This window comes from Haloferula sp. BvORR071 (assembly GCF_000739615.1).
Taxonomy (GTDB): Bacteria; Verrucomicrobiota; Verrucomicrobiia; order Verrucomicrobiales; family Akkermansiaceae; genus Haloferula.
In genome coordinates this window covers 149,054-172,761 of the sequence record NZ_BATP01000027.1, presented here as the reverse complement: position 1 = coordinate 172,761, position 23,708 = coordinate 149,054, and the positions used below count along the sequence as shown (strand labels likewise).

Annotated in this window: 18 protein-coding genes; 10 read left to right on the top strand and 8 right to left on the bottom strand. The window is 63.4% G+C overall.

Translation table 11 applies throughout. The features are described from left to right. Positions 1–6 precede the first annotated feature (6 nt). Complete coding sequence (locus BV071_RS15345; RefSeq protein WP_265594480.1) at positions 7–822, bottom strand: hypothetical protein; 816 nt, start codon at positions 820–822, stop codon at positions 7–9. A gap of 43 nt (positions 823–865) precedes the next feature. Next, complete coding sequence (locus tag BV071_RS15340) at positions 866–5,809, bottom strand: M60 family metallopeptidase (protein WP_035608790.1); 4,944 nt, start codon at positions 5,807–5,809, stop codon at positions 866–868. A 359-nt stretch (positions 5,810–6,168) separates the two neighbouring features. Here BV071_RS15340 and ruvX point away from each other — a divergent pair, with 359 nt between their 5' ends. Beyond that, positions 6,169–6,594, top strand: a complete 426-nt coding sequence (gene ruvX, locus BV071_RS15335; RefSeq protein ID WP_035608786.1) for a Holliday junction resolvase RuvX — start codon at positions 6,169–6,171, stop codon at positions 6,592–6,594. A 337-nt stretch (positions 6,595–6,931) separates the two neighbouring features. Further along, positions 6,932–9,607: a LamG-like jellyroll fold domain-containing protein gene (locus BV071_RS15330; RefSeq protein ID WP_081886018.1), complete on the top strand. Its 2,676-nt coding sequence runs from the start codon at positions 6,932–6,934 to the stop codon at positions 9,605–9,607. A gap of 92 nt (positions 9,608–9,699) precedes the next feature. On the opposite strand, the gene nth is transcribed toward BV071_RS15330, so the two are convergent. The 6 genes from nth to BV071_RS15300 all read right to left on the bottom strand — a co-directional run bounded on the left by nth (position 9,700) and on the right by BV071_RS15300 (position 16,804). Then, positions 9,700–10,329, bottom strand: coding sequence for an endonuclease III (gene nth / locus BV071_RS15325; protein WP_035608783.1), 630 nt, complete (start codon positions 10,327–10,329; stop codon positions 9,700–9,702). An 18-nt stretch (positions 10,330–10,347) separates the two neighbouring features. Next, positions 10,348–11,013, bottom strand: coding sequence for a 3D domain-containing protein (locus tag BV071_RS15320; protein WP_035608781.1), 666 nt, complete (start codon positions 11,011–11,013; stop codon positions 10,348–10,350). Between the two features lie 295 nt (positions 11,014–11,308). Beyond that, positions 11,309–13,189 carry a hypothetical protein gene (locus tag BV071_RS15315; RefSeq protein WP_035608780.1) on the bottom strand — a complete coding sequence of 627 codons (1,881 nt, stop codon included), beginning with the start codon at positions 13,187–13,189 and terminating at the stop codon, positions 11,309–11,311. A gap of 46 nt (positions 13,190–13,235) precedes the next feature. Then, positions 13,236–13,901, bottom strand: a complete 666-nt coding sequence (locus BV071_RS15310; RefSeq protein WP_265594479.1) for a hypothetical protein — start codon at positions 13,899–13,901, stop codon at positions 13,236–13,238. Between the two features lie 220 nt (positions 13,902–14,121). After that, entirely contained in the window at positions 14,122–15,786 is a 1,665-nt protein-coding gene (locus BV071_RS15305) for an ATP-binding protein (RefSeq protein WP_035608775.1), read from the bottom strand. Positions 15,787–15,982: 196 nt separating this feature from the next. Next, the gene (locus BV071_RS15300; protein WP_035608774.1) at positions 15,983–16,804 is read right to left on the bottom strand and encodes a hypothetical protein; all 822 of its coding nucleotides are present in this window, start codon (positions 16,802–16,804) and stop codon (positions 15,983–15,985) included. A 187-nt stretch (positions 16,805–16,991) separates the two neighbouring features. Between BV071_RS15300 and BV071_RS15295 the strand changes: the two genes are divergently transcribed. From BV071_RS15295 to BV071_RS15260, 8 genes are all read left to right on the top strand, one after another. Continuing rightward, positions 16,992–17,846, top strand: a complete 855-nt coding sequence (locus BV071_RS15295; RefSeq protein ID WP_052573397.1) for an ABC transporter ATP-binding protein — start codon at positions 16,992–16,994, stop codon at positions 17,844–17,846. Positions 17,847–17,865: 19 nt separating this feature from the next. After that, positions 17,866–18,777 (top strand): ABC transporter permease, encoded by a 912-nt coding sequence (locus BV071_RS15290; RefSeq protein WP_035608768.1) that lies wholly within the window; start codon positions 17,866–17,868, stop codon positions 18,775–18,777. Between the two features lies 1 nt (position 18,778). After that, on the top strand, positions 18,779–19,756 hold the full coding sequence (locus tag BV071_RS15285; RefSeq protein WP_035608765.1) for a hypothetical protein: 978 nt from the start codon (positions 18,779–18,781) through the stop codon (positions 19,754–19,756). A gap of 70 nt (positions 19,757–19,826) precedes the next feature. Beyond that, entirely contained in the window at positions 19,827–20,549 is a 723-nt protein-coding gene (locus BV071_RS15280) for a metallophosphoesterase family protein (protein ID WP_035608762.1), read from the top strand. A 7-nt stretch (positions 20,550–20,556) separates the two neighbouring features. Then, positions 20,557–21,270, top strand: a complete 714-nt coding sequence (locus tag BV071_RS34305) for a (deoxy)nucleoside triphosphate pyrophosphohydrolase (protein ID WP_075090925.1) — start codon at positions 20,557–20,559, stop codon at positions 21,268–21,270. Between the two features lie 73 nt (positions 21,271–21,343). Next, the gene (locus BV071_RS15270; RefSeq protein WP_265594478.1) at positions 21,344–22,153 is read left to right on the top strand and encodes a hypothetical protein; all 810 of its coding nucleotides are present in this window, start codon (positions 21,344–21,346) and stop codon (positions 22,151–22,153) included. 64 nt (positions 22,154–22,217) lie between these two features. Further along, entirely contained in the window at positions 22,218–22,901 is a 684-nt protein-coding gene (locus BV071_RS33035) for a hypothetical protein (protein ID WP_265594477.1), read from the top strand. Continuing rightward, positions 22,898–23,683: a hypothetical protein gene (locus BV071_RS15260; RefSeq protein ID WP_035608756.1), complete on the top strand. Its 786-nt coding sequence runs from the start codon at positions 22,898–22,900 to the stop codon at positions 23,681–23,683. Before BV071_RS33035 ends, BV071_RS15260 begins: the two co-directional genes overlap by 4 nt. Positions 23,684–23,708: the final 25 nt, after the last annotated feature.

The following is a 23,708-nucleotide window of genomic DNA, read 5'->3' as shown; positions in this document are numbered from 1 at the left end:
CGAGGCTTACTCCGCCGCCGCGATCCGCTTCCGCGTGGCTTCCGCGAGATCCTTCGTCTCGATTTTCGCGGCCCAAGCTTTCGCTTCCTCCGGTGCGCTGAGCGCCAGTGCTGCCGCATAAGCAGCGCAGGCTTCCTCTTTCGTGATCCCGGCAGGCAAACCCTCAATCCACTTTGCCGGAGCCTCACGTTCCTGCTTCACCCACAAACTTATCAGTGGCTCGACCGCTGCTTTCAACAAGCGCTCGTCCGCAAAAGATCCCACCCACTCTGCCGCCGTTGCAGGATTCCTCTGCGTCCAGCGTTGCACTGTGGCTGCGACCGCAGCCTCCATCACCTGTGGCTGGGCCTTTCCTTCGGACAACCAAGCAGCTACTCTAACAGGATCCTCCTCGGCCAAGGCCGGGAACACCATCCTCTCGATGAAGGGGCGCGCCTCTTCATCGTGTCTCGCTTCCAGCCATGCGAAAACCGCATCGGCATCCAACGCGGCCCATTGCGCCGCGGCAAAGCCCATCGTCTCGCCTCGCAACTTCGGATCCGCAATTGCCTCCGCCCGCTTGAGTGCCTGCACCGGGTCGCTCGTCGCCATCTCGATCACCGTCTCCACCAAACTGCGATCCTTCACTAAAGCAGGGGAGGCTGCCGTCGATTTGTTAGGTTCTTCTTCTCCTTCTGCCGGGTGTCTCCCCGGGTCGGAATTCCGCCCGATTTTGGCCGGGCGGGATTCCGCGGGTTCCCGGCGGCCCAGATCAGGGGCCACCAGCCAGACCCCGGCGGCAAGCACGGTCATCAGCACCGGAATGATCATCACGGATTTCATGCGCGTCATGTCTTGCCGTCGGGGCGGGTGGGGGGGAGTCGGGTCAGGGTGTAACTGTCACGTTGTCGAAGACCGCGGTGCAGTCCGTCGCATTGTTGTGGGCACTTACCGCGAGTCCGATTTGGATGCTTGCGGCCATCGTTACGGTATCACTGCCCAGCGTCGTCCACGTGCTGCCATTCGCGGAGTAAGACACGGTCAGCGTGTTCCCGGTGCGATTGATCTTCAGCCACTGCGGTGCGATGACTCCGGTGGTCGTCGTGCTCGTGCTCGATCCGCTCGCGGTCAGGCGTCGCTGGAAGGAGACCCCGCTGCTCGGCGAGACCACGATCATCGCGTGCTTCGATCCGGCCGTCAGACTCTCACGAATCATGACGCCCGCCTTCGCCCAGGCATTGGTATTCTCCACCGAGGCTACGCGGGCCACGATCTCGCCGTCGCCGCTCAGGCTCTGCCACACATAGTAGAAGGCATCCGCCGTTCCCCAGATGTCAGCGCCGGAGCCATTCACCGTGTAGGTGCCCGCGGAATGCGTAGCACTGCCGGCCACACCTACGCTGCCGAGATCCTGCTTGGCCCAGACCGAAGGCAGTGCCGTCGGATCGTAGATCGACATCACTTCATCCGTGCTGAGTGCGCGCGAGTAGATCCGCACGTCATCGATCGCCCCGGTGAAGTACTTGTTCGAGTCGCGGTAGTCGTAGCCGATCGCCACGGCGAGCGCATTCAGCGACTGCGCGGTGCCGGTGGCCGTGGCTGCCTGCACGCCGTCGATGTAAACGCTGCCAGCGGTTCCATTGCGCACCGCCGCGAGGTAGTGCCACTGGCCGTTGTTCACCGTGGTTGTGGTGGTCAGGTTCACCTGGTAGCCGCCGCTGCCATAGATGAAGAAGCTTACCGTGCCATCCGCGTTCACATTCAGCGAATACTCGCCGATGTAGCCGCTGCCACCCGGTTCGCGCTGCTGGATCACCGTGCCCAGCGGCGAGCCGGCATTCACCTTCACCCAGGCACCCAGCGTGAAGTTGCCAGTGCCGGTGATGGCTGCCGCCGATCCCGCGACCATGCCGTCGTTCACACCGTCGAGTTGCAGGGCATTGCCCTCCTTGCCCGTGGCCCAGGTCGCACCGCTTACTGCGCCAGTCCGGGCGTAGCCGGAGCTGTCTGCTGCCGTCGTGCCGGAGCTTTCATTCAAGCGCCACCAGGACTTCAGCCCGCTGTAGATTGCGGCCGGTTGTGATGCCGAGCTATTGGGGTTGGTGCCCAGCGCGGTCTCCAGCGCATCGGCGTAGCCATCGCTATCGGAATCCGCCGGTGTCGTGCTCACCGTCACGGTGGCCGTGCTGGAGTCCAGGCTGGATGCTCCGTAAACCAGTTTCGCCTTGATCGGGTGGCTGCCCAGCGTCGAGCCGGTTAGCGTCGTCGAGTAAGGCGGTGCATAATCTTCTGCCAGCAAGGTCGCCCCATCGAAGAACTGCACTTTGGTCACGTTGTTGCCGTTGTCGCTCACCGTGGCGTTGATCACGATCGTCGCCGGGCTGGCATAGACCGCGCCATTGCTCGGAGAGCTCAGGCTGATTGTGGGAGCAGATGGTGTGTAGTCGCTGATCGTCACGCCTGGGGCCGCCGGCACCAGCGCGGAGCCCGGGATGACCTGGCGGGTGATGCCTGGTCCTTCCCACGCCACCGCCACGTGGTCGCCGCCGCCGCCTTCGTTCTGGATCGCCTCGATGTAATAAGGCGTTCCGCCCGCGAGGAACATTGTCACGCTCTTCTGCGAGGTCTTCTCATCCCAGGATTGGAAGCTGGTGTAGCCGGAGACCGAGGCGATGGCCGCCTTCGATGCCGAAGTCGCACCCGTGCCCAGCGACAGAGTCGAGCCGTCATCCGAGGCAATCCAGAAGGTATAGAGACCCGAAGTCGGTGGCAGCAACCAGCCGCTCAAGCGGCGGATGTAGTTGTCAGCGACACCCGAGGTCGAGGTGAAGGAACTGAGATAGCCGGTGTAGCCCGGCGATCCCGAGATGACCTGTCCGGTCCAGCGTTCCTCACGCACGCCCAGGCTTCCGTTGGCATACACGATCACCTGGCCGTAACCGGATTGACCGGAGCTGTCGGTGGCGCGCACCGTGAGCTGATAGGCTGCAGGCGAGCCCAGCGAAGCCGGTGTCTGCAGGGTCACCTGACCGGAGGCATTGATCGCGAAGATCCCGCTGCCATTGCCTGCCGTGATCGCCCAGCTGCCCAAGGTACGCGTCGGATCAAGCGCCGCGGTCGCCGTGCCCAGCACCGTGCCGCTGCTCATCGCGGAGGTCGCGGTGAAGAGCTTGCCCGCCACCACCGGGGAATCCGGGGTGTCCGTCACGTTCACCGTGAAGGTTCGCGTGATGCTGTTGCGAGTGCCGCTCAGCGGGATGCTGTCGCCGTAGGCCGTGACCGTCAGCGAGTAGGATGTAGCGGTCTCGTAGTCGAGACTGCGCACCTTCAGCACGCCGGTTTTCTTGTCCAGGGTGAAGGCTCCGTTCGCGTCGCCCGACGTGAGTTGATACTCGTAAGTCTCGCCCGGATCGGAGTCCGTCACCGTGAAGCTATGTACGACGGTGCCCGTAGGGGCATCCTCCGCCACGCTCACGGTTCCCGGATTGCTGATCGCGGTCGGCGCGGCGTTGTCGCTCCACACCGGGTAGCCCTTGGAGGTCACCAAGTCTTTCACCGATTGGGTGATCTCATAGCCCGCACCCACCTTGCCCAGGCCGTAGCGCTGGAAGTAGGTGTCCAGGTTGCGGCCGGTTGCGTCGCAGAACAGCAGGTAGAAGCGGTTCCGAATGAAATTCGGGTCGCTGCTGCTCAGGTTCTTCAGGTCGGTGTCGGTCGAACCGCTCGGGTTCTGGAGGTAGTTCATCAGCCGCGTGAAGGCAGTCTTGTAGGCCACCCAGCCGAAGGCATCGGACAGATTGTAGTAGAAGTCGTAGGATGCCCGGTTGGCGGAATTGATATCGCAGGCACTGGCCCAGGTCTGTTGGGCCGTGGGCAATGCCAGGAAAGCATTGCGGCTGCTGATCCGGTCCGCCGCGCCATAGAAGCTCTCCGAATACTCCCAGGTCGTCTGCTTGTGGACGATCGAGTAGATGATCGCCGGCATCAGGTTCACATCCACCTCGGCGTGAGTGGGGATGCGGAAGGCATTGTCGAAGTTGTCCTGATAGCCGTGGCCGAGTTCGTGGTAGTTGCCCCACGAGCCGTTCACCCGCGCGCCGTCGAGCTGGCCGTTGTCATCGGTGCCCCAGCCCGCTTCAATCGGATAGCCGGCATAAGCGGCCCCGGCCGAGACGTAGCGCGAGGTCGCGATCGCTTCGCCGCGCTTCCGCCAATTCGTATAGCCATAGTACTCGTCGGCGGTATCCATCACGGACTTCCAGTAGTTGCCCACCGCGGTCGGATTGGTCATCGCACTGAGCTGGGCCTTCGGCACGTAGAGCGTCAGCTTGTCGGTCTTCAGGTAGCCGTAGGGCGCCGGTTTGGTGCTCAGGCCGCTGTTCCACTCGCTGTCGGTATTGGTCCCGAGCACGAAGCACGGAGCTTCAAGCGCGCCGCTCACCGTGACATTGAAGGTCCCAAGGCTGCTGCCGGCGGGCACCAGGATCGTTACAAGGCCCCCGAAGACGTTGCCCGTCTGCGTGCTCGTCGCGGTCAGCGGCACGCGCCGCCACAGTTTCGGGAAGTAGCTCCAGGTCGATGCATTCCAAGTGACGTCCTCACTGCCATTGCCAGCGATGTGGACCTGCAAGCCAGCGGCGGTCTTGTCGGAGGGAATCGTTACCGTGATCGTAGCGCCCGGTGCGGCATACACGCCGGTCTCGATCCTTGTCGGCTTGCCGCCTTGATTCATGTAGAAGTCGGTGGCGGTGTTGCCATTCACAGAGACTGTCTTGTTCACCGTGGATCCTGCGGAGGGAGTTCCCGGGAAGTCGCTCGCACAAGGGTGCGCGAACAACTGCGCCGGCGTCATCGCGTCGAATTTCTTCGACTGATAGCGCGCCAGCATTGCCTCCACCGGCTTCGAGGCCCGCGAGATCGTCGCGGAGTTCGTCGGCGCAATCCAGCTGTAGTGGGTCGCGTTGCCCAGCGTCTCCATGTCGTTGTTCAGCGTGGTCACATCACTGCGCACGGCCAGCACTTGATCGATCGAGTTCGCGGCGATGGTCTTGTTCGCCAGAGTCATCGTGATCAGGCCCTCCTTGTCGCGGATCAGGTCGTTGCTGCCATTCAGAGCGCTGTAGTAGGCCGAGGGTGCCGTCGACGGCACCGTGGCCGGGGAGGTTCCATCCCACCCGGAGCCGCTGAAGGTCAGGCCGAAGCTGCCGAGCACGTTGTAGGCATCCGCGCTCGGCGTCGCCCCCAGTGCCCACGGCGTGGCACCGCAGACGATTCCTCCGCCAGCTGCCGTGAAGGTCTGGATCTTGGTCACGGCCGCGGCGCTGTAGCCCGAGTGCCAGTCGAAGACGAAGACATCCACGCCGCTCAAGTCGTTCGTGGATGAGCTCATCGTCGTCGTCACCGACTTCGTCAGGTAGCCGCGGCTGGTCCAGAAGCTGGTCGCGATCCCCGCACCGCAGCCCACCGTGATGGTGGAGGGCGTGGTCTTGCGGCTGGCCCACTTCGCGCTCGCCTCTAACAGGGCGGGCATCGAGTTCGCACCGCCGCCCAGCGGCCCGTTGTGGGCGAAGGCCACCGCGCAGGCGGCTGTTCCGGCGTAGCTGTCACCGTAGCGGCCCGCGGCCATGATGGCCACGCCGTTGGCGTCCATCAGCACCGGGAAGGCCGCAGTGCCATGGCGGGCGATGCTGCCGGGCGAGCCCCAGCCGGAGACAGTTTGTCCGGCAGTGGTCCCTGTGATGCTGGCGAAGTCGGCAGCGAGATCGGCGTGCACAACTAGGGTCGCGGCAGCCGTGGCGGCGAAAAACAGGAAGATGGTCGAGGTCTTCATGCCTTCTGGGGGTGGGAGTTTGGTCGAGGATTCATGTGGTTTTTTTGTCACCCCGCAGCATCCCAAAACCGGCTTTGGGGATTCCTAACCGCTAGATCCAAATCCTCCGAGGTGTCAAGAACGCCTCGCCATGAAGGTTTCGAATATATCCTAAAAGAGCGCAAAAAGGACAATAATGTTGATGTAAGTGTCCGAATTTGGCGATTTTATCTGCTATAAAGACGCCTAATGTCTGTTTTTGCGATGTTGGGCAAAGTGAGCGCCTGTGACGTCGGAGTTCCCGTGAAGTTTTTTTGGCCCAGACCCTGCCGACGCTGATTTGATCGACCTCGGATGCCCTCGGAGCGCATTTTCCGGGCGTGGACAGCAGCGAGCTTCACCCCGCCCTCGGTATCGATCACGGCGACGCCCGCATTGGCATTGCCGCCACCGATCCGCTAGGAATCCTTGCCCACCCGGTGGAGACGATCGACGTCCGCAAGACCGATGCCATCGAGCGTATCGCCGCCTTGGCCGCCTCAAGATCGATCCGAACCCTGGTGCTTGGCCTACCCATTCGCATCGATGGGACCGAAGGCAGCTCAGCAGAGAAAGTCCGCAAGTTCGGCAACCGCCTCGCCAAGCGCCTTCCTCAACTGCCGCTGCTTTACGTCGACGAAGCCTACACCACCATGGATGCTGCAGCGAAGCTCCACGAGGCGGGTCGCAATGCCAAGCGGCAGAAGGCGGTGATCGACCAAGCGGCGGCCGTGGCCATTCTCGAAGCTTGGCTGGCGACCCTCTGATTGCAATATACTGCAATCCTAGTATTTCGGGAGATGGCCCGCCATTGATCCCTCTCCTGTTTCTGGCATGGGGAAATGAGGATTCCGCATGGCGCTTTCCGCAATGACGGAAACATACAGAAGTTCGCTACACCTTGCTTGTTAGGTTGTTGGGCAGCTTCCTGAGCGTTCTCTGCGGATTGCGCCGGTTTGTTTCGTTTTGTGCCGATTCTCCAGTGCCCGGAGCGATCCTTCGGCCCGTGGTATCGGCGTTGCTGGTTCGCAGTCAAAGCACTCCCCGGCGGCGCAGGTACCCGTCGCCGGCCCCGGGGAGTTGCTTCGACCAATCCAACAAAAAATGAACCCCGACCTCAACTTCCCCGAACTCATCATCCCTCGCGGGCCCCGATCCCGAGGCCGCATTCACCTGCTCCTTGCCCTCGCGATGGCATCGCCGCTCCACGCCGCGACTGTTACCCTGGGTGCTGGCAATGGCATTGGAACCACCTCCTTCAATACCAATCTTTCGTGGTCGAATGCCGCGGTGCCAGCCTCTGGCAATGCCTACGTGGTGCCTACCACGATGACTCTCCGCACCCCTGCGGATAGCACTGCCAGTCACACCTTCGCTGGCGACTCGCTGTCGCTGGCGGCTGGAGCGAGCTTGACCTACAAGGGCGGCACCAATGTGAACACGATCACCATCAATCAGTTCACGATGGATGGTGCCACGGTCAACAACGCCAGCAATAGCAGCACGGCCTTCATCCTCGCGGGAAACATCGTGATCGCCGGCACCGGAACCACCACGCTCTTCTCCAATAACGCGACCATCACTGTCACCGCGCCGATCTCCGGCAATAGCGGGACCCTCGCGCTGACCACCAACAACACCACTGGCCGCCAAGTCATCCTCAGTGGTGCGAATACCTACACCGGCAACATCACCGCCACCGGCAACAGCGGCGCGGTGCTGACTTCTGCCGGCAAGCTCGCCTTCGCCTTCAATGCCGGCACGGCCACCTACAATACGATTTCCGGCACGGCTCCCTTCGAGTTCAGCGGCATCTTCACCATCAATCTGACCGGTGCCGGAAACCAGATCGGCGACAGCTACACCTTGGTCAATACCGGCACCCTGACGGAGAACTTCACCGCCACCTTCGCCGTCGAAGGCTGGTATAAGGTCGGCACGGTCTGGGTCTCACCGGATGGCAATTACCAGTTCATTCCCGCCAACGGCATCCTGGCCCGCGTCGAGACCGATGCCGATCATGATGGTCTGCCCGACTCCTGGGAGATTGAGGAATTCGGGTCGATCGCCGCTTACTCCGGCACCGATGACCCGGACCTCGACTACTGCGACAATCTCTCCGAGTACTACGCATTTAGTAGCCCGACCGACATCGCTGACTTCCCGGATACCGATAGCGATGGCCTGCCGGATGGCTGGGAGACTTACAACTTCAACAACCTCGCCGCGCTCCCGGGAGAAGATCCGGACGGCGACTACGCCAACAATCTCCAGGAATTCCTCGCGGATACCGGCCCCGCGGTCCGCAGCAGTTTCCCGGATGTTGACGGTGACCTCATCAGCGACGGCTGGGAGGCGCACTACTTCCCGCCCACCGGCAATTGCGATCCGGCTGCCGATGCCGATGGCGACCTCTACGACAACCTGACCGAGTTCACCTCCGGCAGCGATCCGCTGCAGCAGATCTCATCGCCGGACGGTGATCTCGACGGCCTGCCCGACGGCTGGGAAGTGAAGAACTTCCGCAGCGGCGCGGAGAGCCTCGAGGCAGCACTCGCCCATACCGACGGCACCACCGATGCCGATGGCGACGGCCGCAGTGATGCGGTGGAGTACCACGGCGGCACCGATCCGAAGAGCACGGCGAGCTATCCCACCGCCCTCGCTTACTGGCGCTTCGAGGAGAAGGCCACCGGTGCAGTCGCCTATCCGCAGGTCGCCGATGCATTGGTGGACGTCACCGGTAATGGCAACGGCATGATGACCTGGGCCGACTACACCGCTCCCGCGCACAACGCCCGCGTCTCCGGCAGCATCGTCACCAATACCGGTGCCATGAACGGCAGCTCACTCGTCTTTGCCGCCGTAGATGGCAACCGCTACACCAGCGACAACATCTATACTATGGGTACGGCTCCGATCAATTCGACCGTCTTCACCGGCCTCACCGTGGAAGCCTCCTTCCGCACCACCCGCACCGGTCTCGCGCAGGGGATCATCGGCAAGGGCGGTAATCCGACCGGCGCGGCGGCACCCTACCAAGCGCCCTTCACCCTCAAGCTGAATGCCGCCAACAAGGTGGTCGCCGGTTTGGTCGATGGCTCGCTGACCGCCCGCGAGGTCGTCAGCACTCGCACCGTCGCCGCCGGCAGCTGGTATTCCGCCGCAGTCACCGCGAGTCCCACCACCCTGAGCCTCTGGCTGAAGGCTCCCGGCGATAGCAGCTACGTCCTTGAAGGCTCACTCGCGATCACAGGCGCTTGGCCCGCCGCGGGTGGCACGGCCGCTTGGGTGATCGGCCAGACGGAATACAACGCCGCAGGCAACTTCGTCGGCTTCGACAGCTTCACCGGTGACCTCGACGAAATCCGCATCAGCGGCAGCGCCCTGCCTACCGGCAAGTTCCTCGCGAATGTCGCCAGCGGCACCCCGGACTCCGACGGTGACGGCATGGACGACGCTTGGGAACAGGCCCACTTCAATGGCAGCCTCGACCAAACTGCCGGCGGTGACTTCGATGGCGACGGCACAAAGAATCGCGTCGAGTTCCTCCTCGGTCTCGATCCAGCCAAGGGCAGCTCCCGCTTCCTCGCCAGCCTCAGTGGCAGCACCCTGACTTGGCCCGCCGCCCCTGGACTGAGCTTCACCATCCAGCGCAGCACCACGCTGGGCGCATGGAGCGACGTGACCACCGTCATCGCCACCGGCACGACCGCCACCTGGACCGACCCCGCGCCACCGGCCGGCAAGGTCTTCTACCGCCTCCAGCTCGCCGAGTAGGCCAAACCAGCCTTCACGGGTTGTATCGTCACAGCGGGCATCCGGACCTCCGGGTGCCCGCTCTCTTTATGGCGCGTAGCGGAGCGGCCCAGCTACCGCTTCGCCGGAAACATCTCCGAACACAGCAAGCACGACTTCCCGTCACACCCGCGCGCTGAGCAATGCCCGCGGCCGTAAAAAATAATCTGCAAATGCAGCGCGTTCCACCGCGCCTTCGGGAACAGCTTTTTCAAATCTCGCTCGGTCTGCTCGACGTTCTTCCCTTCCGTCAGCTTCCAGCGCTTTGCCAGCCGGTGAATGTGCGTGTCCACCGGGAAGGCAGGGACCCCGAAGGCCTGCGCCATTACCACCGAGGCCGTCTTATGACCCACCCCCGGCAGTTCCTCCAGGTCCTCGAAATTTTGAGGCACCTCACCGCCATGCTTCTCCACGAGAATCACGGAGAGATCCCGGATCGCCTGCGACTTCCGCGGCGAGAGCCCACAGGGGCGGATGATGTCCTTGATCTTCTCCACCGGCACCTTCGCCATCTCCTGCGGCGTGTCCGCCAGATCGAAGAGCGCTGGCGTCACCGTGTTCACCCGCGCGTCCGTGCACTGTGCGGAAAGAAGAACCGCGACCAGTAGCGTGTACGGGTCGCGGTGATCCAGAGGGATCGGCGTCTCGGGATAAAGCTCCGCAAGCCGCCGGTCCACGTGCGCGGCTCGTTCCGAGCGCGTCATTGGCAAATCAAGAGCTGCTTAGCGGGATGCCGTGGAAGCGGTCTGGCCGGCGGTCATCCGGTTGATCGCAGCATACATCTGCGCGCAGTGCGGGAACTGGGTGCGCTTGGAGAGCACCTCGGCGCTGCGGGCGTAGGAGCCCCACTGCACCACCGTCATCTCCACATTGCGGCGGCCCCAGAGACCCATGTAGTCCTTGGACGGAGTGTAGATGTCCACAGTGCCGGTGCCGGTGAGGGCGGAACCGTAGTCATCCACCACGAAAAGCTGGGACATGCCCTTGATCCGGAAAACGGTGCCGAGCGGGTAGACGGCCCAGTCAGCGGCGGCGCTGCGGACGCGGTCGGTGTAGCGCAGCGGAGTGCCGGCGGCATTCATCGCGCCGTACTCGATATGGTCGGACTCGGATTGAGTGTAGGCCGTGGTGCGGACCAGGCGGGTGCGCTCGGAAGCCTTGTAGAAAGGCATGCCGTGTTTGTCCTTCGCGTGACCGGCGGCACCTTGGACCACAGCAGCGGACGGCTCCGCAGTGCTGTAGGCACCGCCTTGCGCGGTGGCACCGTAGGTGCTCGAACCATAGCGGCCGATGTTGGACTTAGAGAGGACCTTGAGGTCGGAATCCGAGGCGCAGCTGGAGAACAGCAGGGCAGCTAGTGCGGCGGCGGAAGCGAGGCGGAAAGTCATGCAGTAAGTTGGGCGAGCTTGATAATGAATGGATCGCGTTAATCGAGGCTCCATTTACTAACGGTCTCGGAAGGCCGGGGCAACCCTAAAATGGACTGTTAGTGGTATCCGCCCAGAAGCTTCTTGCGTGCCAATACGTATCGTTTAGATTCCCCAACCCCGGATTCTGTTCATGAATAACGGTTAGTAAAATGCCGGAAACGGCTGCCCCGGAACCCCTTCCGCCTCCCGTTAGGCGGCCCTAACATGGTTAGAAAAGGCCGGCTCCCGAGCCCTTCCGGGCCGGCGAACGGGCTCACTGTTTTTTCGGATTTTCAAAAAATTCCCGGCAGCGGGCGACCACAAAGTCCACCGAACGGGCCTCTTGGAGCGTCGTTCCTCGTTTGGCGTCCCAGCCGGAGACGCTGTCCTGAGCCATCCAGTTCTTCTCGATAGCCAACAGCAAGGGATTGAACGCCAATAGGATAGTGATCGCGAGAAGCAGCGGCAGGCTGGCGGCTCGAGCGGCCAGCACCCCCGGCAAGGCATTCAGCTTCGGCCCGCAGAGCAGCGCGCAGCCACGCCACAGGATCCAGAGCAGCGGGATGCCGCCGGCTGCGCTGAGGATCTTGATGAAGTCCTCGATCTGGCTCTGGGGCAGCCAACGGCCGATGCCGGCCGCCGGGACCAAGGCCGCCGCCATCCCCACCATCAGCCATCCCAGCCAAGGCAGCCCCGCGCGCAGGCCGATCACCTTGGCCCGGACTCCCACCCGCCACTGCGAGGTCTGGATCACCAAGCTCAGGCCCAGCAGGAGCGTAGCCGCGGCTTGGAAGAGGATGGTCGGATACTTGAACTGGACTATCCCCACCTCGCGCAGGCCCATCGGTGTCAGCCGGGTGATCAGCCAATACCAGGCAAGGGGTGCCAGCAGGCCGAGACCGATCAGCCAGAGCCCGTCACGGCCGTCGAAGAGCGGAGACAGCCCTGAAGCCAAGCCATTCACCCGGCGACCACGACGCACGCCTTCGATGCCGAGGACCGCCAGGAAAGGTAGGAGCAGGACAGCCGCGCAGAGGGCCAGGAAGCGCTCGGCAGCGGCATACTCCATCATCCGGCCCGGCTTGTAGGCTTCGGTCGCCGGGAGAGGGCCCGCGAGATAGATGCGCTGGGCGATCACTCCCAGCTCCGGAGGAGAGGTCGACTTCGTCAGAATCTGAGACGCCGCGAGGGCTTTGATCTGGGGAGAAAGCCTTTCCTGCTCAGCCGTCAGTCCCAGGGACTTGGCAGCCGAATACAGGCTCTTCCCTGCCTCGGACATCTTGAACAAGAGGATCAAGTCCTGGCGCTGAGTGCTCTCTTGGGCGAGGCGCAGGCAAAGTGTCTCCCAAGTTTGGATTGCAGACCTCAGGCCATCGGCATCCCTTGCAGCCTCCTGGGATCCCGCCACATCGTAAAAAAGCGAAGCCATAAGCTCGCCCTGATCTCCTCCCCGCCGGTGGTAGGACAAGCGGGCACGGTTCCCCAAGCCGATGCAGGTCTCGGGAGGCCCAAATGCTGCGATGGCCTTGGCATCGTGTTCGGGCCGGTAGAATTCAAAGCGGGGCGCCGCCGCCGCTTCCTCGATGAGCTTCCATGCCTCCTGGACGCCCTCCTGTGGCCGGGAGGACGAGGCCATCCAGCGATCGAACTTGAGGAGGCCTTGCCGCCAAAGCCAGGCACCGTTGCCCGGATCGAGCTTCACCCCCCAGGCTTCAGCGTCGTCCGGGGTGGTGCTGCCTCCCGAGAAGCGGCTGTCGAGATACGCCTCGAGCTCCGCGAGATCAGTTGACGGAGCCAAGGCCGAAGAACCGGAAGCGGTGGCCTCCTGCTGAGCTTCGTAGCGGAGAATCTTCTCCTCGTGGATCTCACCGTAGAATTCAAAGCCCAGCCCAACCGCGATCCCGGCCAAGACGAACCAGGCGGAGACGATCCCGAGCGCCTTGCCGCGCCATGAGCCGGGCTGGACTTTCGCGAGGCGTACGAGCGCCGCTTCTGCCATCGCTTCCCGCTGGCTCGGATCCTGGCGGGACAACCGCTCCATCAGCTCGCCCCGCGCCTCATCGCGAACGTCCGGATGATCTTCGAGCGGTCGCGTCGCCAACTCGATGAAGTGGCGCTCGGCTTGGGATTCGGCTGTGGGCTCGGGAGGGGTCATACGCTGGGCCTATCTTTCCTGCTGGGTCATGCCTCGGCTGGTCTCGCTAGCTGATCAATAACAACCGCGCCGGCTCACCGGGAGGATTCTCCGGTGCGCGGTGGACGCAGGGCGGCACCAAGCTTCCCGGCCAGTCCACGGCGATGCGCCAGAGATTGCCGATGCCAAAGGAGAAGGGCTGAGCTCCCGGGAGCGGGGCGTAGTGGAGGTCATAGCTGCACTCGCTCAGGTATTCGCGAAACTCCTCGCCATCTTCGCCTCCGAATTCCTCCAGCAATGCGGCCCGGATCCCGGGCAGGTCGATGCGGCGTTGGGCTTCTTCTTGGCGCAGGCCCTCGCTCGGCGCCCCGTGATAGGTGCACAGCCAGGTATCGGCTTCCACCGGGGCGCTGTCGGCGTGGAAGGAATACACGTCGGTGGCCACCACTCCTGGTTCCTCGTCGCGCGGATAGGCGCGGATGCAATTGAGCTCGGGCAGGCGGCCTTGCTCCCGCAGCAAGCGCAGGTCTTCGAGCATCACCCCGATGGCCAGCTTTCCCGCCGCACTCAGCGGGAGACTCTCCAAAGTGGCTTCATCCAGAGGAGTGATCCCTTCGCCTGCGGCCAATGTTTCGACCACCTCGGCGAAGTCCCCCGCCAGTTCGCGTGGCCAGCAGAGCGCATTCACTCCGTCTTCGAAGCGGGTCGCGAGTAGCTCGTCGAAACTGTTCACCAATTGAATGCGGGGATAGGCGGGCGGGAGCATTGGCGGGAAAGGCAGGAAGAAAGGCAGTGTGCCGAGTGATCAGTGAGCGGTGATCAGTGAAAATGCAGGATAAGGTCGCGAAGGGACGTGGAGAAGATGAACCGCTTCCTCCTCTGCGTTTCCTCCGCGACCTCTGCGCCTCTGCGGTGATCTTCTTCGAACCCATGGCGGATTCCGCTTGGAGCATTCACGGCTCTGCGAGATAGGCCCGCACCTCCTTCGGCACGAACTCCGCATCCGTCGCCTCCTCCGCGGCGATCCGCATCTGGGCGCGGATGATCGCGGGATCGACCGGCGGCAGATAGCCTTCGAGCGAAGCGCGGAGCGCATCCACGGCGGCGGGGGTGCCGGTTTTGGTGAGTCGGTAGGCTTTCACGGCGAGCGCTTCGGCCGCACCGGGCGTCAGCCATTTGGGAACGAGCGGGAGTAGCGCGGTCTTGGCCGAATCGTCGAGCGGAATGCCACGGCGTTTGCACAGAGCGGCGAGCAGGATCATGCCCTCCTCCGGCGTGGAAGTAGGGAAGATCGGCACCTTCACGTCGATCCGGCCGGGGCGCTTGAGGTCCACCTCGATCAAGTCCGGGCGGCTGGAAGCGAGGACCCAGAGGATCTTGCCGCGGTTGCGGGTGTTCGACATCTCGGCGGCGAGCATCGAATACACGCGGCTCGAAACTCCGGAATCGCCGGAGCCTGAAGCGCGCTGGCCAAGGGCTTGGTCCGCTTCGTCGACAAAGACAATGCAGCGCCCGAGCGCATGAAGCAGGGCGAAGATCTTCTCAAGATTCGCCTCGGTGGAGCCGACCCAGCGGTCGCGGAAGTTGCGCAGCACCACCACCGGCACCCCGGCCTCACCCGCCAGGCATTCGGCCAGGTAGGTCTTGCCGGTGCCGACCGGGCCGCAGAAGAGATAGCCCATCGGCAGGGCCCCTACTTCATCCTGCTGCCAGAGTGCGAGGTCTTGCTTGAGGCGTGTCTTTACGCCTTCCAGGCCGATCACGTCGTCGAGGCTGCGGTCGGGCTCGATGAAGTCGATCAGGTCCCCGGCGTCGCGCTCGACCAGGGCCTTGCGCAGCTCGCCGAGATCAGCTTCTAACAGAGGCTTGCCGGCATGATTCTGCAGCCGCAGGAATCCTTCCAGCGCGGCGATCGAGGTGCCGGAAAGGCGCGAGGCGATTCGGGCGAAGTCGGGGCTGCCTTCTAGCGCCTTCGGGCATTCCGGGGCGAGGACTGTTAGCCCCCCCTCCAGCTCCGCGGACTCGGGCAGGGGAATCTCGATCGCGGCGGCGCGCGGGTTGGCGGCGACGAGCGGATGGAGGTTGTTGAGGCGGTCGGCAATCAGGAAGACCGCCTGACCGTTGGCAGCGAGAGTGGTATCGCTGCCCCAGGAGCGGATCAGCGAGACGATGGCGCTGAGCTCATGGTTCAGCGTCTGCGGCAGCACCGGTGCATAAAGCTGCGCATCCCGCATCACCACCGCCACGGTCACCGGCTTGGCCCCGACGGCCCGCAGGTTGCGGGCGAACTGGAGATAGCGCGCGATCACTCGCACCGCAGGCAGCGGCAGGGAAGGGATCTCGCCGAGTTCCTTCAGCGCCGGCCAAGTCGAGAAAGTCTCCTGCCCGCGCTCGACCCGCAGGCCGAAGCCGGGATCGTAGCTCAGCACCACCTGGAAGCGCGGCAGCAGCACGTCTAGCAGGTAGTCGTTCAAGCGGCCGAGCTTGGGGCCGCCGGGCAGTTGCATCAGCATCCGGTCGGCGACGTTGCCGTGGAGAATGAACTGGCCCGCCGCACCGCTATCGTAGCGTGCGACGATTTCAGTGGCCCAGAGGGGCAGTCGGGAAGCGTTCTCCATTCGCGTGATTCAGAAGCGGTGGAGGGAGCGCTGTCGATGGGAAAGCGGGGGCCGCATTTCCACGACCGGCTGTCATGGATAAGGAGCGGGGACATTCCTGTCCCCGCAGCGGGCCCCAAGCGCGGCTTCGCCCGGATGGTGCCAGCGACAGCAAGGTCGCTGCTCCTTATCTCAGCACTCTCGCTTAGCGAGCCCCTTACTTCACCTTCACGGTGACCTGCTCCTTCGGCTCGTTCCGCACTCCCGGGGTGTCCTTGAAGAGAGCGGCACCGGCGGCGGGGTTTTCACCGCCCATTTCGACGAGCTTCTTCAGCTTCTCCGGGTCCTCGATCAGCTTGCCGAAGTCCACGTCCATCATCACCACGGTATTGCCGCCGTCCACATAGGTGGCATCGGACTCGGAGATGCCCCCCGGAAGCTCGACCTTGAAGGACATGCGCATGTCCTTGAAGACGTCCTTGGCCTGGGCGATCTTCTCAAGATCGATGTCGGGCTTCGGCGCGGGTTTGGCATTCGCGTCAGGAACCGGAGCCGGAGCGGGAGCCGCCTGGCTGGACGGATTGACGATGGTCAGGGTGCCGTCGGCATATTTGAAGGTCACCGGCTTCTGATCGGCCTTCGCTTCTTCCGGCAGGTTGGCGGGGATGGAGGCCTTGTTCGCTTCCTGCATGGAGCCGCCCATGGTGTAGGCCACGGAGTTGATGTCCTTGAAGTGATAGACGATCTCGGTGCCCTTCTTGTCGCCACGTTCGACCACGCCGGCTTTTTCCAGCTCCACACCCGGGCCGATCTTCGCGGCGTAGGCACCGGCCTTCGCCTTGTCGGTCATCTTGGAGAGCGGGCTTTGCTCGCCCATATTGTCCAGGAGGGCGCTGATCTTCGCGCTGAGGAGCGTGGTTTCGGTGATGGTGCCGCTGCCGTCCTTGTTCACCTTGATGACCACGGATTGCTCGAAACAGGAGGTGCTGAGCAGTGCGAGCAGCAGGGTCGCGATGCCGCCAAGAAGCTTTCGGATCATAAGTGCCGGAAGCTGCACCCGTGCGGGACCGATGACAAGGAATCCCGCGTGCCGGTTTTGTCCGTTGTTTGTAGGTCGGCTCCGCCCTTCACGCAAAATTCACCGCCCCTCCTCGGTCCGGGGCAATTGGGCTCGGCGAAACACGTTGCCTGCGTCGCTCTGCCCTCTACAAGCTCCCCGCGCATCCATGGACCTAGCAGTCGAAATCCAAGACCTCGTGAAGGAATTCCGCCCGGCGGGTCGCAAGGAACCGCTGCGGGCCGTGGACCAAGTGTCGATCCGGATCGCGCCGGGGGAGGTCTACGGGTTGATCGGGCCGAATGGCTCCGGGAAATCGACCACCATGAAGGCCCTGCTGGGGCTGGTCCGGCCGGACTCGGGGATCTGCCGGATCTTCGGGAATGACTCGATGCGGGTGGACTCGCGGCAGGACGTCGGCTTCCTCCCGGAGAACCCCTATTTCTACAAGCACCTCAGCGGCTCGGAGACCCTGCGTTTCTACGGCAAGCTCTGCGGTCTGCGCGGGTCCAAGCTGGAGGGTCGCGTGAAGGAGCTGCTGGCGCTGGTGGACCTGACCGAGGCCGGCAACCGCCGCCTGGGCGGCTACTCGAAGGGGATGCTGCAGCGGATCGGGCTGGCCCAAGCGCTGATTCAGGAGCCGCGGCTGGTGATTCTGGACGAGCCGACCGCGGGTGTGGACCCGGTGGGCTCACGGGAGATTCGCGACCTGATCCTGGACCTGAAGCACCGCGGGATCACGGTTTTCCTCTGCTCCCACCTGCTGGAGCAGGTGCAGGAAGTTTGCGACCGGGTGGGCATCATTTTCCGGGGCCGGATGGTCAAGGAGGGCCCGATCGAGGAACTGCTGGCGGTGGGCGACCAGAGCGAACTGGTGCTCAAGGATGCCAGTCCCGAGCTGATGGCCAAGCTGCGCGAGCTGGTGGCGGCGGACGGGAAGGCCGAGCTGGTCCGCTCCGGACGGCCGAAGACGACGCTCGAGCGCCTCTTCCTCAAGGAGACCGTGAACCGCGACGAACCCTGATCTTTTCCTGACGCTACTGATGAGCCGACCCGCCAAGAACCGTCCGCTGAATCCCCGCCGCATTGGCGTGATCGCGGGGCATACCTTCACCCAGCTGGTGCGGATGAAGATCTTCTACTTCCTAGGGATCTTCGCGGTGATCATCCTGGCTAGCAATCTCTTCAACATCCAGGGCCTCGGCCGCCCGGACTTGGAGGGGATCGATGTGCTGCGCATGATCCGCGGCACCTCACTGGGGACGATGACCCTGTTCTCAGTCGTGATCGGGGTGGTGGCCACAGCCCTGCTGCTGCCGAAGGATGTGGAGGACCGCACGCTCTACACTATTTTGGCGAAGCCTGTGCCGCGGCTGGACTATCTGCTGGGCAAGCTGGCCGGGGTGATGCTGCTGATTTTCGTCTCACTGGTGGTCATGGACTTGCTGATGACCGGTGTCCTATCACTCCGCACCAACATGGTGATCGGCGAGCAGGCACCCCGGATCGCCAACCTGTCGCAGACGGAACGGGACGCATTTCTAGCAGAGATCCGGGCGCAGGGGGCGACTTGGAGCCTGCACGGGGCGACGCTGGCGGTGTTCTTCCGCGCGGCGGTAATCTCCTCGATGGCGCTGCTGCTTTCCACGGTCTCCACCAGCACCCTGTTCACCACGATCACCTCCTTCGTGATCTTCTTCATCGGCAACTTCCAGGCGGATGCGCGCGAGTTTTTCCTCTCCTCGGGGGATGGCATCACGTTACCGGCCCGTCTGTTGGGTCTGGGAGTGGCGGTGATTTTCCCGGATTTCCAGCAATTCAACGTGATCGATGCGGTGATCGAGGGCCAGACCCTGCTTGGCATGGATCTGGTGGCGCTGGGCGGGATCGCGCTGTTCTACGTGGTGCTGCACAGCTTCGTGTCCTGGCTGGTATTCGCCGGAAAGGAGTTTTGAGATGATCTCCCGCCGCCTTGTCCACATCACGGCACTGCTGGTCATGCTGGCAGGGGGTGCCCTGCGCCTGCCGCTGGAGGCGCGGCTGACGGCGAAGTTCCGGGACCAAGGGCTACTGGCCAAGCCGATCGACATCGATCTGCGGGAGAAAATCGGTCAGGAAAAGTGGTCGGTGGCGCTAGCCGGGCTGCGGACCCTGGTGGCGGGGTTTTCCGCGCTGCGAGCGACCGAGCAATTCCACAACACTGACTGGCCGGGGCTGGCGGAGTCCGTGAACACCACGGTCGAGCTCGCGCCCAAGACGGAATTCTACTGGGACATCGGCGGCTGGCACATGGCCTATAATGCCGCCTCCTCCTACCGCTACGACAAGGATCAGGACCGTAGCAAGTTATGGCGGGAGGCGAAGGCCCGGGCTTGGGTCGAGAAGGGCCGGGAGTTCTACCACCGGGGTGTCCGCAACAACCCGGGGGACCCGAAGCTGGCAATGCTACTGGGGGACCTCTACTCGGACCTTTTCCGCTTTCCGGACGATGCGGAGGCGCTGAAGGCCTACCGCCAGGCGGAGGCGACCGGGAAGGCGCCGCCGCAAGTGAAACGGCGGATCCTGCAGGCCCGGGCGCGGCTCGGGGAGGACCCAGCGACCCTGCTGCCGGACCTGAAGAAGCTCTTCATCGAGGACCCGACCAGCCGGGTGCCGACCTTGCTGTGTTTGGCCTACGTGCTGGAGGCCCAGCTTTCGCCGCCGGACGACTACCTCGCCCGGGCGGTGCAGATTTTCGGCTCGGAGAAGCGGGCGTGGCAGCTACTGGGCACTTATTTCGGAAATGTGGGCGACCGGATGCCGATGACGGCGGTTGAACCTGCTGTCCGCCTGCTGGAGCGGAAAGCCGGGATTTCCCCGGACGACAGAGAAAGCTATATCCACGAGCGGGAGAAAAATGAAATGATCGCCAGATCGCGCCGTTTGGGCCGGTAAACCCGGTTGAGTTTGACTCGACAGGTCCCCGGCCCCTCTCCTAAAGCCTCTCCCGCCTTACTGATTCCCCATGCGACTCGCGCTCTTTGGAGACATTCACGCCAATCTCGAAGCCCTAGAGGCAGCGCTGGCGGATGCCGAGAAGCAGGGCTGCACCGATTACGTGTGTCTGGGCGATGTGGTGGGCTACAACGCCGATCCGGCCGCCTGCCTGGAGCGGGTAAGGGCGATGAACTGCCCGGTGGTAAAGGGCAACCACGACGAGGATGCCTCCGGGACCCACTCGCTGGACGCCATGAACCCGGTGGCCGCCGCCGCGCTGGAGTGGACCCGCCAGCAACTCAGCGATGAGCAGCGGCAGTGGCTGCGCCGCCTGCGGATGGTCCGCCAAGTGGAGGATTTTACGGTGGTGCACAGCACCCTCGATCAGCCAGCGAACTGGAACTACGTGACGAACCGCTTCGACGCGATGTCGAACTTCTCCTACCAGTTCACCCAAGTCTGCTTCCACGGCCACACCCACGTGCCGCGGGTGTATGTGAAGACGGACAAGGTGCAGGAAGTGCCCGCGGAGTCCGTGGTGATCGAGGAAGGCTCGAAGTATTTCATCAACGCCGGCTCGGTCGGCCAGCCGCGCGATGGCGATTGGCGGGCCTGCTACGCGATCTACGATCTGGATCACCACCTCGTGGTCTTCCGCCGCGTGGAATACGACATCGCGACGACGCAGAAGAAGATCCTGGATGCCGGGCTGCCGCCGATGCTGGCCGAGCGCCTCGCCGACGGGCGCTGAGTGAGCCATGATTGAGGTCGTAGCCGGGCTGATCCTCGATGAGACGGGGCGGCTGCTGGCCTGCCGCCGGCCGGAGGGCAAGCACCTCGGCGGAAAGTGGGAATTTCCCGGCGGCAAGCTGGAGGAGGGCGAAGACGCCGCCACCGCGCTGGTCCGGGAGCTGGAGGAGGAGCTGGGAGTCACCGTACAGACCGGAGAGTCGCTGACGCCGGTGATCTGGGACTACGGCAAGGGCCCCATCCGTCTGCACCCGATCCTATGCCGGATCGCCAAGGGTGAGCCGCATCCGCACGAGCACTCGGAGATCTGCTGGTGCGACTTGGAAGAACTGACACTGCTGGATTGGGCGGCGGCCGACTTGCCGATCTTGGAGGAGTGGCGGGCGTTGCTGCAGGCTTGTCCCGATGTGGGCCAGCTTCTCGAGAAAAAGCTCCGGCCACAGCTTTCCCCGGTGGAGAGGATCCGGGAACTGGTGCTCGAATTGATCGGGGCGCATGAGCAGGGGGGGCAAGCCTCGGCCTACCTGAGGCAGAATGTGCCCGGGATCGAGGACGGCACCTTTTTCGACCTGCCGGATCACCGGAAGCTCGAAGCCTTGCAGTGGCTGAGTGCTGCGTATTTCGGCCGTGGGGAAGCTGCCAACGAACTCTTGGAAACGGGGGCATTGCGCCCCGATTTTCCGGGGGAGTTCTCCGCGGCCCTCAAGGCGCTGGGGCCGTGAATTAAATTTGCCGGCCTCTGCTTTATCGGCGTTGTGAGCGACGAGTTGCCGCTCCCGCGGTTTTTCGTCCGGGATGAGCGACTCTCCCTCCTCTGGATTGGGCTTGGTGGGGATGATTCTGCTCGTGCTGATGATTCTGTTCGGCCTGCCCTTGGTCCTGTCGCTGCTGGTGGACACGGGTGGCCTACCGGGAAAGGAAGAGACCGTTCAGTCGATCGGATTCCATCTGACGCTGGGCTTCGCCTTGTTCCTCTTCCGGGAATTTTCGGCAATCGTCGCGGATGTCCGTGTGTGGATGGCGTTCGCGGTACTGGTCGCAATAGCCGCAGCGCTCACCTGGATTCTCGGCAGGCTCTGGATGCGGAGCCATGGGAGTCATTGGTCCGCAAGGCAACGGCTTTTGCTGACCCTTCTTCTTACGACCTGGTTTGCGGTTTCCTTGTTCGTCTGCGAAGGAGCCCGGCGTGCCGCTGAGTTCAGGCACATGCGATGGACCACCGCCACCTATGCCACCCACCATGGCAGCGTGCAGGGCATGATGACCCAACTGCGCTTCAAGCTCTGGCTCATCGCGAAGGAAAAGGACCGCTTTCCGGAATCCCTCGCAGGCCTGCAGCCCAGAGGCTCGGGCCTTGAAGGACTTTTGTTCCACCCGGATGCGGAACTGCCTCCAGAACTGCCAATCTATCTGGCAGGCGGCCTACCCACCAGGCTGGATCCTTCCTTTACATTGCTCATCTCTCCCTGCTACCGCGGGCAAGCGGGCATCTGGAAGCGCACGGTCAACACGGCGGATGGCAAGGACCGTGAGATTGACGATTCGGAGACCGCCGAGTGGATTCAGCGTGCCCTCGACCTGCGGCGGAGCCTGGCTTCCCCGTGAATTTCACGCGCTCTTCACCGCCGCCGCCTTGCCAAGCCTTCCCTAACAGGACCATCTTATGACCGTGGCAAACCCGAGACACGCCGCTGCCCTCATCCCCTTGCTCTGGCTTGCTACCTTGGGCCAAGCCTCGGCGGGGATGACGGTGATCACCCTCACGGACATCGCACGGGCGCGGCTGGATGCGCTGTCCTTTTTCCTCTTTGCCTACCTCTTCATCTCCTGGCTGGTGAAGCTGCTGTGGAACTACCTCGGCAAGACCTTCACGGCGCTGCCGAAGCTGAACTACCGGCGTGCACTCGGCTTGGTATTCCTCAGCGGGATGATGTTCTACGTGGTGCTGACCATGATCTCCGGCGCGCGGGAGGTGATGACGCCCGGCGCATGGGAGAAGCAAGGCATCGGCTATCGGACGCGCGAGGGCGGAGTGGCTTACCTTGGCAAGGACGAGCGCCGCAGTGCGCTGCGCGAACTGCAGGAGGCGATCTGGGCTTACGCCAAGCAGCACGGGGGCAAGGCTCCGCCGGGGCCTTTGGTCGAAGGAATCACGCCCGAGCTATGGCAATTCCGTGGCGGCGGCCTGTATTGCCTGATGTCGGATGTTCGCCCGGGAGGCGGGCGCGAGGTGTTGGTCTATGAGCCTTCAACCGCAGGTGGGCGACGCTTCATCCTGCTTGCGGATGGGAATATCGAGGACCGCGACGAGGGGACTCTGAAGAGTGACCTGGAAAGGCAGTTCCGCAAATGAACGGCAACGAAGAGCTGGGCCCGCCCAAGCGATCCTCCGCCCAGCGGTGGCTGCGATGGATCGGCGGCCCGGTCCTTTTCCTCGGGCTCTGCTTCCTGTTGGCCTTGATGGGAAATGCGGTTCCTTTCTTGTTTGTCAGCCACATGGGGATCGGCTGGTGGTGGCATGCGGAGAATGTCTTGCCTCCGCTACTGCCACAGTGGCCTGCGCTCCTGCTGCCTTTGGCTTGTCTGGGGATCGCAATCCCGGTCGGGCATCGCTTCATGCTCTGGCTAGTGGCTTCCAGGGAGCGGGCTACGATATGGCGGCTGCCGCAGACCCTTTGCGTGATTGCACTGCTGCTCTTGGCGAGTGCCGCCGCGATCGCAATGAGCGGGATCACCCATCAGCTTGCCTGGCTGCTCAGCACCCAGTCGATCGATTCCACGGGGCCACGTTCGAGCTCCAGCAAGGTCAGGGACGCCACGAGGGATTTGTTGGATGGCGTGCTCGAATTCAAAACGAGCAAAGGGAGATATCCCGAAACCTTGGCGGAGGTGGAGGAAGCATTCCCGAAGCTTCGCGGCTGCTCGCGGATTGCCCCCTCCGCGGGGCGGCCGCTTGAGCCCTTCATCTATCTCAAGCCGGGCTCTCATGAAGTGACGGAGAACTACGTGCTACTCGTCTCCCCCGGACGTCCTGGCCTGGGTGGGATGGTCGTCGTTGGATTTGCCTCGGGCTCGGTCTCGATGCAACCGGCATCGAAAGTCCAGGACCTGATGGAAGGGGAGGTCGAGCCATGACAACCGAGCGGAAAACATGGCGAAG

Excerpts from the sequence above, each read along its gene's own strand:
- BV071_RS15295 (WP_052573397.1), top strand. The coding sequence starts at position 16,992 with ATGGACCTAGCAGTCGAAATCCAAGACCTCGTGAAGGAATTCCGCCCG.
- BV071_RS15280 (WP_035608762.1), top strand. The coding sequence starts at position 19,827 with ATGCGACTCGCGCTCTTTGGAGACATTCACGCCAATCTCGAAGCCCTA.
- BV071_RS15305 (WP_035608775.1), bottom strand. The coding sequence starts at position 15,786 with ATGGAGAACGCTTCCCGACTGCCCCTCTGGGCCACTGAAATCGTCGCA.
- BV071_RS15300 (WP_035608774.1), bottom strand. The coding sequence starts at position 16,804 with ATGATCCGAAAGCTTCTTGGCGGCATCGCGACCCTGCTGCTCGCACTG.
- BV071_RS34305 (WP_075090925.1), top strand. The coding sequence starts at position 20,557 with ATGATTGAGGTCGTAGCCGGGCTGATCCTCGATGAGACGGGGCGGCTG.
- BV071_RS15260 (WP_035608756.1), top strand. The coding sequence starts at position 22,898 with ATGAACGGCAACGAAGAGCTGGGCCCGCCCAAGCGATCCTCCGCCCAG.
- nth (WP_035608783.1), bottom strand. The coding sequence starts at position 10,329 with ATGACGCGCTCGGAACGAGCCGCGCACGTGGACCGGCGGCTTGCGGAG.
- BV071_RS15285 (WP_035608765.1), top strand. The coding sequence starts at position 18,779 with ATGATCTCCCGCCGCCTTGTCCACATCACGGCACTGCTGGTCATGCTG.
- BV071_RS15270 (WP_265594478.1), top strand. The coding sequence starts at position 21,344 with ATGAGCGACTCTCCCTCCTCTGGATTGGGCTTGGTGGGGATGATTCTG.
- BV071_RS15320 (WP_035608781.1), bottom strand. The coding sequence starts at position 11,013 with ATGACTTTCCGCCTCGCTTCCGCCGCCGCACTAGCTGCCCTGCTGTTC.
- BV071_RS15330 (WP_081886018.1), top strand. The coding sequence starts at position 6,932 with ATGAACCCCGACCTCAACTTCCCCGAACTCATCATCCCTCGCGGGCCC.
- BV071_RS15290 (WP_035608768.1), top strand. The coding sequence starts at position 17,866 with ATGAGCCGACCCGCCAAGAACCGTCCGCTGAATCCCCGCCGCATTGGC.
- BV071_RS15315 (WP_035608780.1), bottom strand. The coding sequence starts at position 13,189 with ATGACCCCTCCCGAGCCCACAGCCGAATCCCAAGCCGAGCGCCACTTC.
- BV071_RS15345 (WP_265594480.1), bottom strand. The coding sequence starts at position 822 with ATGAAATCCGTGATGATCATTCCGGTGCTGATGACCGTGCTTGCCGCC.
- BV071_RS15340 (WP_035608790.1), bottom strand. The coding sequence starts at position 5,809 with ATGAAGACCTCGACCATCTTCCTGTTTTTCGCCGCCACGGCTGCCGCG.